This window comes from Nocardioides luteus (assembly GCF_015752315.1).
Lineage (GTDB): Bacteria > Actinomycetota > Actinomycetes > Propionibacteriales > Nocardioidaceae > Nocardioides.
The window spans coordinates 510,601-522,683 of sequence record NZ_JADOVJ010000001.1 but is presented as its reverse complement, the minus strand read 5'-3'; the positions used below and the strand labels follow the sequence as shown (position 1 = coordinate 522,683).

Annotated in this window: 12 protein-coding genes; 4 read left to right on the top strand and 8 right to left on the bottom strand. The window is 67.6% G+C overall.

Translation table 11 applies throughout. The annotated features are described in order from the left end of the window. Nucleotides 1–7: 7 nt before the first annotated feature. Nucleotides 8–1,066, bottom strand: a complete 1,059-nt coding sequence (locus tag HD557_RS02440; protein ID WP_231380151.1) for an alpha/beta hydrolase — start codon at nucleotides 1,064–1,066, stop codon at nucleotides 8–10. Between the two features lie 117 nt (nucleotides 1,067–1,183). Between HD557_RS02440 and HD557_RS02435 the strand changes: the two genes are divergently transcribed. The 3 genes from HD557_RS02435 (at nucleotide 1,184) to HD557_RS02425 (ending at nucleotide 5,091) form a co-directional block, all read left to right on the top strand. Beyond that, a complete protein-coding gene (locus tag HD557_RS02435) occupies nucleotides 1,184–3,379 on the top strand; it encodes an RNA degradosome polyphosphate kinase (protein WP_008360645.1) in 2,196 nt (731 codons plus the stop codon). 82 nt (nucleotides 3,380–3,461) lie between these two features. Further along, complete coding sequence (locus tag HD557_RS02430; protein ID WP_008360644.1) at nucleotides 3,462–4,079, top strand: DUF47 domain-containing protein; 618 nt, start codon at nucleotides 3,462–3,464, stop codon at nucleotides 4,077–4,079. A 10-nt stretch (nucleotides 4,080–4,089) separates the two neighbouring features. Continuing rightward, nucleotides 4,090–5,091: an inorganic phosphate transporter gene (locus tag HD557_RS02425; RefSeq protein ID WP_008360643.1), complete on the top strand. Its 1,002-nt coding sequence runs from the start codon at nucleotides 4,090–4,092 to the stop codon at nucleotides 5,089–5,091. Nucleotides 5,092–5,225: 134 nt separating this feature from the next. On the opposite strand, the gene pstB is transcribed toward HD557_RS02425, so the two are convergent. From pstB to HD557_RS02400, 5 genes are all read right to left on the bottom strand, one after another. Next, entirely contained in the window at nucleotides 5,226–5,999 is a 774-nt protein-coding gene (gene pstB, locus HD557_RS02420; RefSeq protein ID WP_008360641.1) for a phosphate ABC transporter ATP-binding protein PstB, read from the bottom strand. A gap of 9 nt (nucleotides 6,000–6,008) precedes the next feature. Continuing rightward, nucleotides 6,009–7,064 carry a phosphate ABC transporter permease PstA gene (gene pstA, locus HD557_RS02415; protein WP_008360639.1) on the bottom strand — a complete coding sequence of 352 codons (1,056 nt, stop codon included), beginning with the start codon at nucleotides 7,062–7,064 and terminating at the stop codon, nucleotides 6,009–6,011. Next, on the bottom strand, nucleotides 7,061–8,017 hold the full coding sequence (gene pstC, locus HD557_RS02410) for a phosphate ABC transporter permease subunit PstC (protein WP_196872705.1): 957 nt from the start codon (nucleotides 8,015–8,017) through the stop codon (nucleotides 7,061–7,063). The genes pstA and pstC overlap by 4 nt, the downstream gene beginning before the upstream one ends. Before the next feature lie 100 nt (nucleotides 8,018–8,117). Then, nucleotides 8,118–9,215 carry a phosphate ABC transporter substrate-binding protein PstS gene (pstS, locus tag HD557_RS02405; RefSeq protein ID WP_196872704.1) on the bottom strand — a complete coding sequence of 366 codons (1,098 nt, stop codon included), beginning with the start codon at nucleotides 9,213–9,215 and terminating at the stop codon, nucleotides 8,118–8,120. A gap of 177 nt (nucleotides 9,216–9,392) precedes the next feature. Next, nucleotides 9,393–10,259 (bottom strand): NUDIX hydrolase, encoded by an 867-nt coding sequence (locus tag HD557_RS02400; RefSeq protein ID WP_008360632.1) that lies wholly within the window; start codon nucleotides 10,257–10,259, stop codon nucleotides 9,393–9,395. A 50-nt stretch (nucleotides 10,260–10,309) separates the two neighbouring features. Between HD557_RS02400 and HD557_RS02395 the strand changes: the two genes are divergently transcribed. Then, on the top strand, nucleotides 10,310–11,443 hold the full coding sequence (locus HD557_RS02395) for a hypothetical protein (protein ID WP_008360630.1): 1,134 nt from the start codon (nucleotides 10,310–10,312) through the stop codon (nucleotides 11,441–11,443). 14 nt (nucleotides 11,444–11,457) lie between these two features. On the opposite strand, the gene HD557_RS02390 is transcribed toward HD557_RS02395, so the two are convergent. Together HD557_RS02390 and HD557_RS02385 are read right to left on the bottom strand one after the other, a co-directional pair. Continuing rightward, nucleotides 11,458–11,604, bottom strand: coding sequence for a hypothetical protein (locus HD557_RS02390; protein WP_008360628.1), 147 nt, complete (start codon nucleotides 11,602–11,604; stop codon nucleotides 11,458–11,460). 228 nt (nucleotides 11,605–11,832) lie between these two features. Beyond that, nucleotides 11,833–12,036 (bottom strand): cold-shock protein, encoded by a 204-nt coding sequence (locus tag HD557_RS02385; protein ID WP_008360626.1) that lies wholly within the window; start codon nucleotides 12,034–12,036, stop codon nucleotides 11,833–11,835. Nucleotides 12,037–12,083: the final 47 nt, after the last annotated feature.

Genomic DNA, 12,083 nt, shown 5'->3' with positions numbered 1-12,083 from the left:
CAGTTCGTTACAAGTTGTCCTTCAGAACCCGAGCGATCTCGAGCACAGCAGCGCGTGAGGTACGTCCGGCGCCGACCACGTTCAGGAACCCGTGGATCTGGTCGGCGAAGCGCTTGTGCGCGACCTTGACCCCGGCCTCCTCGAGCTTGACGGCGTACGCCTCGCCCTCGTCGCGCAGCGGGTCGAAACCCGCTGTCGCGACGTAGGCCGGGGCGACCCCGCTCGTCGGGATCTCGGCGTGCAGCGGAGCATGGCGCGGGTCGCGGCGGTCGATGCCCTGGGGCAGGTAGTTGTCGGTGGCGGCCGCGATGAAGTCGGCGGTCAGGTAGAAGCCCTCGCGGAGATCCTCGCGGCTGCGGGTGGCTGCCTCCGACTGCGTCACCGGGTAGATGAGCAACTGGAACGCGCACGCCTCGCCGACCGCGAGCGCGACGCCTGCCGCCAGGTTGCCGCCGGCGGAGTCGCCGCCCACCCCGATCCGGGCCGGGTCCGCGCCGAGCTCGGCCGCGTGCTCGACGGCCCAGCGGAACGCCGCGACCGAGTCGTCGTACGCCGCCGGGAACGGCGACTCCGGCGCCAGCCGGTAGTCGACCGAGAGGATCTTGACCCCCGACTCGCTGGCCAGCAGCCGGCAGGGAGCGTCGTGGCTGTCGAGGTCGCCGAAGATGAAGCCGCCGCCGTGCAGGAAGACCAGCAGCGGAGCGTTGCCCGAGACACCCTCGGGGACGTAGAGCCGCGCCTTCAGGCCTGCGACCCACAGCTCGCGCACCGACCCGATCTCCTGGCGACCACCACCGAGCTGCGACTGTCGCAGCAGAGCCACCCGCCCCTTAGGGATCGGCAGCGTCGACGGGTCCGGCTCGCCCGACACCTTCATCAGCGCGAGCATGATCTGCGTGTCCACGGCGAGCGTCTGCCCGTCGTACGTCACCGGCTTGCCCGCAATTCGCCGCTGCACCGCGGCCGGCAGGTTCAGCGCCGCCGCGAATGCGAGCCCCTTGATCGGGGTCACCACAGGCGCCACCAGCGGATCGATCACGGACGACGCACGCTCAAGAATCGACATGAGCCCAAACTACCGGTTACCAGGGACATCGTGTAGCAGGTAGTTCACCAGACGATCGTCTGCACGTACGGTGGAATCGCCGGTCTCAAACCCACCCTCGGATGAAAGACTGACCCCATGAGTCTCGACCCGCAGGCCCCCACCCGCTCGGCCGAGGACACCGTGAGTCTGACCGCGGTTCCCGACCAGCCGTTCGACGTCGAGCCCGAATACATCCCCGACCATGAGGCGCTGGCCGAGGTCGAGAAGTACGAGGACCGGTTCCTCGACCGCGAGCTGTCCTGGCTGCGGTTCAACGAGCGGGTGCTGGAGCTGGCGGAGGACGACACGCTGCCGCTGCTGGAGCGCGTACGTTTCCTGGCGATCTTCACCTCCAACCTCGACGAGTTCTTCATGGTCCGCGTCGCCGGGCTGAAGCGGCGGATCGCGGCAGGGGTGGCGGTGCGGGCAGCCTCGGGGCTGATGCCGCGCGAGGTCCTCGAGCTGATCTGGAGGAAGACCCGGGAGCTCTCCGAGCGGCATGCCGAGGTGTTCCGCGACAAGGTGAAGCCGGCGCTGCTCGGGGAGGGCATCCAGCTGCTGCACTGGGAGGACCTCACCCCCGAGGAGGTCAAGGCCTGCAAGAAGCTGTTCAAGGAGCGGGTCTACCCGGTGCTGACGCCGCTGGCGGTCGACCCGGCCCACCCGTTCCCCTACATCTCCGGCCTCTCGCTCAACCTCGCGGTCCGGCTGCGAGACCCGAAGACGAAGAAGAAGCACTTCGCCCGCGTGAAGGTGCCGCCGATCTTCACCCGCTTCGTGCCGCTGGGCGACGACCGGTTCGTGCCGCTCGAGGAGATCATGCGGGAGCGGCTCCACAAGCTCTTCCCGGGCATGGAGATCCTCGAGGTGCACACCTTCCGGGTGACCCGCAACGAGGACCTCGAGGTCGAGGAGGACGACGCCGAGAACCTCCTCACCGCGCTGGAGAAGGAGCTGCTCAGGCGGCGCTTCGGCCCTCCCGTACGCCTCGAGGTGCAGGAGTCGATGACCGACTCGACCCTCGACCTGCTGGTCTCCGAGCTCGGCATCTCCGACAAGGAGGTCTTCCGGCTGCCCGGTCCGCTCGACCTGCGCGGGCTGCACGGCATCGCCGACATCGACCGTGAGCAGCTGAAGTATCCGGCCTTCGTGCCGACGACCCACCCGGCTCTGGCCCCGGTCGAGAGCGCCGCGCCGGTCGACGTCTTCAAGGCGGCCCGCCGCGGCGACATCCTCCTCCAGCACCCCTACGACTCGTTCGCGACCAGCGTGCAGCGCTTCATCGAGCAGGCGGCGGCCGACCCGCGGGTGCTCGCGATCAAGCAGACCCTCTACCGCACCTCCGGCGACTCCCCCATCATCGACGCCCTGATCGATGCCGCCGAGGCCGGCAAGCAGGTCCTGGTGCTCGTCGAGATCAAGGCGCGCTTCGACGAGGTGGCCAACATCCGCTGGGCGCGCAAGCTCGAGCAGGCCGGCTGCCACGTGGTCTACGGCCTGGTCGGCCTGAAGACCCACTGCAAGCTGGCGATGGTGGTGCGCGAGGAGCCCGACGGCACCATCCGCCGCTACACCCACATCGGCACCGGCAACTACAACCCCAAGACCTCCCGGCTCTACGAGGACATGGGCCTGATCACCACCGACGAGAACATCGGCGAGGACGTCGCCCACCTGTTCAACAACCTCTCCGGTTGGAGCCGGGAGGCGACGTACGAGCAGCTTCTCGTCGCGCCCGGAAACGTACGCAGCGGCCTGATCGAGCAGATCCACGCCGAGATCGCCCACCATCTGGCGGGGCGGCCGGCACGGATCCGCCTCAAGGCCAACTCCGTCGTGGACGAGGCCGTCATCGACGCGCTCTACCTGGCCTCCCAGGCAGGCGTGCCCGTCCAGCTGCTGGTGCGCGGCATCTGCGCGCTGCGCCCGGGCGTGGAGGGGCTCAGCGAGACCATCGAGGTGCGCTCGATCCTGGGCAGGTTCCTGGAGCACTCCCGGATCTTCTGGTTCGAGAACGGCTCCGCCGACGACGGGGACGGCCCGAGCGCCTGGATCGGCTCGGCCGACATGATGCACCGCAACCTCGACCGCCGGGTCGAGGCCCTCGTACGTCTCCCCACCCCGGAGCTCGTGGCGGAGGTAGGCGCACTGTTCGACCTGGCATTCGAACCGTCGACCGACGCCTGGATCCTCGGCTCGGACGGAACGTGGACCCGCAACCACGCTCCCGACCATCTCCAGGCGATGTTGATCGCACGCCAGCGGCAGCGCAGGCGCGCCTCGGCGGGCTGAACACGCCCCTGGCTTTCGTCGTGTCAAGCGGACTCGCCTAACATGAGCCCGCAGGTCTGCCTCATCCAGCCAGGAGCCCCCCGTGCGTTTCCGAATCCGCCCGGTCGACACGTCGTTCTACGACCTGTTCACCGAGTCCGCCAACCACCTCGTCGGCGGCGTCTCGCTGCTCGCCGAGATGCTCAGCGACAATGCCGACCGTGAGGACGTCGCGCGTCGCATGCGCGACGCGGAGCATGCCGCCGACGAGACCACCCACGAGCTGATCAAGAAGGTCAACTCCACCTTCGTCACGCCGTTCGACCGCGAGGACATCTACGCCCTCGGCTCCGGTCTCGACGACGTGATGGACTCGATGGACGAGGTCGTCGACCAGATCTTCGTCTACGGCGTCAACATCCTGCCCCCGGAGCTCTCCGACCAGGTGACCGTGCTCCAGCGCTGCGCGGAGCTGACCGCGTCGGCGATGCCCAACCTCCGCTCCATGAAGGAGCTCTCGGAGTACTGGATCGAGATCAACCGTCTCGAGAACCAGGGCGACAAGAACCACCGCCGCATCCTCGCCAAGCTCTTCTCCGGTGAGTACGAGGCACTCGAGGTCCTCAAGCTGAAGGACATCGTGGAGTCCCTCGAGGACGCGATCGACGGTTTCGAGAAGGTCGCGAACACCGTCGAGCAGATCGCCGTCAAGGAATCCTGAGCCTGCTCAGATGGAACTCGCCATTGTCATCGCGGTGGTCGTCGTCGCCCTGGTCTTCGACTACACCAACGGCTTCCACGACGCCGCCAACGCCATCGCGACCTCCGTGTCCACGCGAGCGCTCACACCGCGCATCGCCCTCCTGCTCGCGGCGGTGATGAACTTCGTCGGCGCCTTCCTGGGCCAGAAGGTCGCCCACACCGTCTCCGACACCATCACGCCACCATCGGGTGCCCATGGTCTGACAGTCGTGATGGCCGGCCTGCTCGGCGCCATCGCCTGGAACATGATCACCTGGTACTTCGGGCTGCCCTCGTCCTCGTCGCACGCGCTCATCGGCGGTCTGGCCGGCTCGGCGATCGCCGCCGGCGCGTTCGTCAACTGGTGGACGGTCCTGGAGAAGGTCGTCATCCCGATGTTCGTCTCGCCGTTCGTCGCCTTCGGCCTCGGCTTCGGCGTGATGCTCGCGATCATGTGGATCTTCCGCCGTGCCAACCAGCACAAGGCGCAGAAGGGCTTCCGGATCGCCCAGACCATCTCGGCCGCCGCGATGGCGCTCGGTCACGGTCTCCAGGACGCCCAGAAGACGATGGGCGTCATCTTCCTCGCCCTGGTCACCGGCGGCTTCCTCTCCGAGGGCGACGACCTCCCGTTCTGGGTGATCGCCGCGGCCGCCACCGCCATCTCGCTCGGCACCATGTCCGGCGGCTGGCGCATCATGCGCACCCTCGGCCGTCGCATCATCCACCTCGACCCCTCCCGCGGCTTCGCCGCCGAGTCGGTCGCCGCCTCGGTGCTCTACACGACGGCGTACGTCTGGGAGGCCCCGATCTCGACCACCCACACGATCACCTCGGCGATCATGGGTGTCGGCGCGACCAAGCGGTTCTCCGCGGTCCGCTGGGGTATCGCGAAGTCCATCGTCGCTGCCTGGATCTTCACCTTCCCGGCCGCCGGCGGTGTCGCGGCGCTGACCTACCTGATCTGCCACTTCGTCTTCCAGCTGCCGTAGACGACAACGCGCCGAGTCGGCGCATCCGACCCAAAATCACGCCGAGTCGGCGCATCTGACCCCGTGCCTCGCGAAGCGAAGCGAGCGAGAGGGGTCGGATGCGCCGACTCGGCAGTTCTGTGCTCAGCCCCAGATCAGCCGAACCGACCCGAGATGTACGCCTCGGTGTCCGGGTTGTCCGGGTTGGTGAACATCTGCTTGGTGGGGTTGAACTCCACCAGGTGACCCGGCTGGCCGGCGGCCTTCAGGTTGAAGAAGCCGGTGTCGTCGGAGACACGGGCGGCCTGCTGCATGTTGTGGGTGACGATCACGATCGTGTAGTCGGACTTCAGCTCGTGGATGAGGTCCTCGATCGCCGCGGTCGAGATCGGGTCGAGGGCCGAGCACGGCTCGTCCATGAGCAGCACCTCGGGCTGGACCGCGATCGCGCGGGCGATGCAGAGCCGCTGCTGCTGACCACCGGAGAGGCCCATGCCGGGCTTACCGAGACGATCCTTGACCTCGTTCCACAGGTTGGCGCCGCGCAGCGCCTTCTCCACGATCGAGTCGGCCTCGGCCTTCTTGATCCGCTTGGAGTTCAGCTTGTTGCCGGCGAGCACGTTGTCGTAGATCGACATCGTCGGGAACGGGTTCGGCCGCTGGAAGACCATGCCGACCTTGCGACGAACCGCCACCGGGTCGACGTTCGGACCGTAGATGTCCTGGCCGGCGATCTGGATCTTGCCCTCGACGTACGCACCGGGGATGACCTCGTGCATCCGGTTGAGGGTGCGCAGGAAGGTCGACTTGCCGCAGCCGGACGGCCCGATGAAGGCCGTCACCGACTTCGGCTTGATGGACATGGAGACGTCCTCGACGGCCTTGAAGTCGCCGTAGAAGATGCTGGCGTCCTTGACTTGAATGGACATGTGTTTCTCCTAGCGCCCGGTCTTGGGGGCGAAGATCGTGCCGACGATACGGGCGATGAGGTTGAGGACCATGACGAGGATGAAGAGCACCAGTGCTCCACCCCAGGCGTACTCGACGCCCTTGTGCGTGGCCTCGGACAGCTGGGTGTAGATGAAGACTGGCACGGTCATCATCGGGCTGTCGTCGAAAGCGCTGGTGTTCATGTTCGGGTTGAAGCCCGAGGCGACCAGCAGAGGAGCGGTCTCGCCGATCACGCGCGAGATCGCGAGCACGACACCGGTGACGATGCCGCCGATGGCGGTGGGGAGCACCATCCGGGTGATGGTGCGCCACTTCGGCACCCCGAGCGCGTACGCAGCCTCCCGCAGGTCGTCGGGGACCAGCTTGAGCATCTCCTCGGTGGAACGGACGACCGTCGGGATCATCAGCAGCGAGAGCGCGACACCGCCGCCGAAGCCGAAGCGCGTGCCCGGCCCGACGATCAGGGTGAAGAGCGCGAACGCGAACAGACCCGCGACGATCGACGGGATGCCGGTCATGACGTCGACCAGGAAGGTGATCGCCTTGGCGAGGCGGTTGCCCTTGCCGTACTCGATCAGGTAGATCGCGGTCATGATGCCGATCGGGATCGAGATCAGCGCGGCGATGCCGGTGACGATCAGGGTGCCCGTCAGCGCGTGGTAGAGACCGCCCTGCTCGTCGCCGGTGACCGAGCGCATCGAGTAGGTGAGGAACTCCGGGTTGATGGTGGCGGCGCCGCGGGCGACGACCATGTAGACCAGCCAGATCAGCGGGATGACCGCGACCCCGAAAGCGGTCCACACCAGCCCGGTGATGAGCTTGTCGGTCGCCGAGCGCTTGTTCTCGACCAGCAGCGCCCAGAGCGGGTAGCCGATGAGGAACCCGAGCAGGCCGATGACCACGGCACCGACGATGCTCACGCCGAGCACCAGGGCCAGGCCGCCGAGGGCGATCGCGGCGATGCCGACCAGCCACTGGGCGCCGCGCGGGAGCGTGGCGTGGGACAGCTTCGTCTCTTCGTTCGAGATCTCGACGTTGCTCACTTGGCCCTCCCTCGGGCGACGATCCAGCGGGCGAAGGCGTTGACCAGGAAGGTGAACGCGAACAGCACGAGGCCGGTCGCGATCAGCACCGACAGCCGGTCGGGCGTGCTCTCCTTGTAGCCCTGGGCGATGTGCGCCGCGATGGTCTGCGGGTTCTGGGTGCCGACGATGAACAGCGAGATGACGACCTTCGGCGACGCGATCATCGCGATCGCCATGGTCTCGCCCAGTGCCCGGCCGAGGCCGAGCATGACGGCGGAGACCATGCCGGAGCGGGCGTAGGGGAAGACCGCGTAGCGGACCATCTCCCAGCGGGTGGCGCCGAGCGCCAGGGCCGCCTCCTCGTGCAGTCGCGGCGTCTGCGCGAAGACCTCGCGGCAGATCGAGGTGATGATCGGCAGGATCATCACGGCCAGCACGATCGAGGCGGTGAACAGCGTACGACCGTTTCCGGAGGGCTGGCCGTCGAAGAACGGCAGCCAGGCAAGGTTGTTCGCGAGCCAGGCGTGGGCCGGCACCAGGTAGGGGCCGAGCGCCACCGCACCCCACAGGCCGAAGACGACCGACGGGACGGCGGCGAGCAGGTCGATCACGTACGCCACGGGGACAGCGATCCGGCGCGGCGCGTAGTGGCTGATGAACAGGGCGATCGCCACGGAGAACGGCACCGCGATGATCAGGGCCAGGACAGCCGCGTACATGGTGGCGAAGAGCAGCGGGACCACCAGGCCCAGGAACGAGCCCTGGCCGGCGTAGTGCTGCTCGTCCACGTTGAAGCCCGGGATGCCCTCGATGCCCAGGAAGATGAAGACGGCTGCCAGCGCCACCAGGATCAGGGAGGCGGCGGTTACGGCAAGGCCTCGGAAGACGACATCACCCACCGAGCCACGGCCGGACAGCTCCGACTTCGGATCAACGCCAGGGTCGGCGCCGGGGTCAGCGGCGACAGTCACAAGGCATTCCTCGACTTTCTTGTTTCGGTTCTCAAGACAGCCGTACGGGCGGCGGCCGCAGCCACCGCCCGAACGGCGATCACGTCAGACTAGTCGGCACTTACTTGATCGCACCGACGAGGTCGAGAGCCTTGTCGGCGGTCTCGCGGTCGAGCGGCGCGGAGCCGGCCTCGTCGGCGGAGACCTTCTGGCCCTCCTCGGAGAGGATGTACTCCAGGTAGCCCTTGACGTTGGCCGCGTCCTCGGCGTTCTCGTAGGTCGGGCAGGCCAGCAGGTAGGAGACCAGCACGACCGGGTAGACGCCGGCCTCGGTGGTGGTGCGGGCGACCTCGACGGCCATGTCGTTGTCGCTCAGACCGGCCGACTTCGAGGCGGCCAGGATCTTGGCGGCGGCCTCGGCGGTCGGCTCGACGAAGTCCTCGCCGACCTTGACGTTGACGACGGCGAGGTCGTTCTCACGCGCGGCGGACTCGTCGAGGAAGCCGATGTAGCCGGCACCCTGCATGGCGGTCACGACACCGGAGGTGCCGTCCGCGCCCTCGCCGACCTTGATGCTGGCCGGCCACTCACCGTCGGGCTCCTCGGCCCAGCCACCGGCCTGCGAGAGGTAGTCGGTGAAGTTCTCCTGGGTGCCCGAGTCGTCGGAGCGGTGAACCGGGGTGATCGCGGTGTCCGGAAGCTCGGCGTCCGGGTTGAGCGCGGTGATCGCCTTGTCGTTCCACTTGGTGATCTTGCCCGAGAAGATCGCGGCGAGGGTCGTGGCGTCGAGGTTCAGCTCGTCGACACCCTCGAGGTTGAACGCAACGGCGATCGGCGAGACGTACGCCGGGACCTGGATCGGGTCGCCGCCGCACTTCTCCTTGGCCTTGGTCAGCTCGCCCTCTTCGTCGTTGAGGGCGGAGTCGGTGCCCGCGAAGAGGTAACCGCCGGAGATGAAGCCCTCACGGCCGGAGCCGGAACCGACCGGCTCGTAGACGACGCTGAGGTCCGGGTTCGCGTCCTGGATGCCGGCGACCCATGCCGCCTGGCCCTTCTCCTGCGAGGTAGCGCCGCCACCCTTGATGGTGCCCGAGAGGGAGCCTTCTTCGCTACCGCCGCCCGTGGGCTCGTTGCCGGCGCCACAGGCGCTGATCGCAAGAGCAAGGGCCGCAGCCGTGATGCCCGGGACGAGTGCCCGGCGCAGCGAGGTGGTGTTCACGCAAGTCTCCTGATTGATGAAGCAGTCGATTCGGAGTTGTCGCGATGACCGTAGGTAGCCGAGGTGGACGGGAAACTCGGTGAAGGTGAACGCAGGCTTAACGAGGGACACAAAGTCGGTGGCAAATCAGTGTCAGTTCCGGGCACAGGAGATGAACAGGCAGGCCTCAAGCCTCTGTTAGGCCTGAAATGCCTCAACAGCCCGCACTTCACCTTCTTGCACGTGCAGGACCATCAGCTCGCCCTTCGCCAGCTTCGGGTCGCGCACGCCCAGCCCTTCGAAGACCCACGGCAGCACCGGCCGGTGCGTGCAGATCACCGTCGGAACGGCCAGGTCACGCAGGATGTCCGCAGCCAAGGCCGACACGCTACCTCCCTTGGCGCCCTCCTCACTGAGCAGTCTCATCTGTTCGGACGCGATGCCGGCGAGCCCGGCGTACGGCGCCACGGACTGCGTGCAGCGGACGCTCGTCGAGGTGATCACCCGGCGGATGTCGTAGGCCATCAGCAGGCCGGCCAGCGTGACCGCCTGGGCCCGCCCGGTGTCGTCGAGCGGCCGCTCCGAGTCCTCGCCGGACCAGGCCGAACGACCGAGGGACGAGGCGTGGCGGAGGATCACGAGCGGCGTGGTGGGGTGGCGTACGTCCTCGGCCTGCTGCAGCGTCTCCCGGTCGTGCGGGTAGGTGAGCCGCTTGCGGGCCTTCTCCACCGGCATCCACTCGACCTCGTCGATCTCGTCGTTGATCTGGTAGCTGTCGACGTCGTCGTCGGCTCCGGCAGCGGTGCGGCCCACCCAGTAGTGGACCACCTTCTGCCCCGCCTCGACGGGATAGCGCTGCGTCCGGAGCGGGCGGCCGAGGGCGACCTGCAGGCCGGTCTCCTCGCGCACCTCACGGATCGCGGTCACCGGCACCGTCTCGCCGGGATCGACCTTGCCCTTGGGGAAGGACCAGTCGTCGTACTTGGGTCTGTGGACCAGCACTACCTCGGGCAGGTCTTGGTGCTCGCGAAAAACCACTACGCCGGCGGCCGGGATCTCGGGCATGGGCACAGGGTATGTCGGATGGGCGACCGGTTCGTCTAAGGTTCGTCGGGATGCTCCGCACCCCACAGCTTCTCGACCGTCCCCGGATGTGGGCCGGTCGGTCATCCCGAGTCGTACGCGCCCACCCCCTGTTGACCATCGTGGTGGGCGTTGTCGTCGTCGCGCTCGTGATCTTTCTGGCCCGGGCGTGGGCGACCCGCGGGGGCGATCTCGACGAGGCGCTGCGGCTGGCCCCGGCCGAGGCGACGCGGGTCTCGTTCACCGACTGGGCGGCCATCCGCGAGAGCGTCGGCGCCGACCTCGACGCCGACTCCACGCCGCAGGAGGTCCACGAGATGATCGACGAGGCCTATACGAAGGACCTGACCTCGACCTCGGTGCTGCCCGACGCCTCGGGCCTGCTGCAGCAGCACTTCGGGTGGTCGCCGGCGACCCTCGACTGGGAGCTCTACACGCAGTCGACCGAGGGCGCGCTGATGGTCGGGCACCTCGCGGACATGGACGTCGACCACCTCGTCGACCAGCTCACCTCGATGGGGTTCGCCGCTCCCGAGGACGATCCGGCCGACGGCGGCGTCTGGGACGGCACCCTGGTCCCGTTCTCCTCCTTCACCGACTCCGGCATCGACTCGACGATCACCCCGCAGGTCACCTACATCGCCTTCCTGCCCGAACACGATCTGATCCTGGCCTCGGACGGCCGCCGCTATCTGAGCGACCAGATCGAGAGCCTCGGCGACGGCGACCTGCACGAGCCGATGACGGATGCCGCCGACCGGCTCGGCGACCCGCTCTCGGCGTTCATCTACGACGGCGACTTCACGTGCAGCGAGATCGGGCTGGCCGGTGCCTCGGCCGCTGACCAGGACCAGGCCGACGGCCTCATCGACGCCGCCGGCGACCTCAACCCGATCGCGGGCTTCGCCATGGCGGCCGAACGCAATGGCGACGTACGTGTGGCGATGTCGTTCGAGGACGAGGACCAGGCGCGTACGAACGCCGACACCCGGGCCAAGCTCGCCGTCGGACCGGCACCGGGCCAGGGCGGCACGTTCGACGAGCGGTTCGAGCTCGGGAAGGTCGCGGCCGACGACGCGGTGGTCACGATGCAGCTGCGGCCCAAGGACGGTACGGCGGTGCTGTCCGACCTGGCGAACGGGCCGCTGCTCTTCGCGACCTGCTGAGGGCCCGCGCGGCCCTAGGGGATGATCCCCAGGATGCGGTCGATCTCGTCCTGGGAGAGGTGGTCCTCGGACTCACTGGCGGCGACGATGAGGTTGGTGGTGAGCTCCACCTCGAGGAGCAGCTCAGGATCTTCCAGCGTCACATCGAACTGATCAGCCACGCCCGCCGCCTCCTCACGTCACCTTGGAAAAGCTCGTCGTCACATCATCGCCCAGTCTCGGTGGATCTGCGCGCTGATCCACCAAGAACCATCAAAAGTTGTCACATCAAGCGTGACACATGGGCCTGAGAGGGCCCCAATCAGACCACGAGGCCCCAGCCGAACGGCTGGGGCCTCGTTGCAGATGATCAGTGTCGGCTCACGCCGAACCCGAGATCGTCTTACTCATCAGAGAGGGCGAACGTTCTCCGCCTGCGGACCCTTCGGGCCCTGCGTGACGTCGAACTCGACCTTCTGGTTCTCGTCGAGGGTCTTGTAGCCCTGCGTCTGGATCGCCGAGTAGTGCACGAAGACGTCGTCGCCGCCGTCCTCCTGCGCAATGAAACCGAAACCCTTCTCGGCGTTGAACCACTTAACGGTGCCCTGAGCCATCTGCTCGTTACTCCTTAGTCGGGGCGAGAGGCCACCAGGTTCGGTAG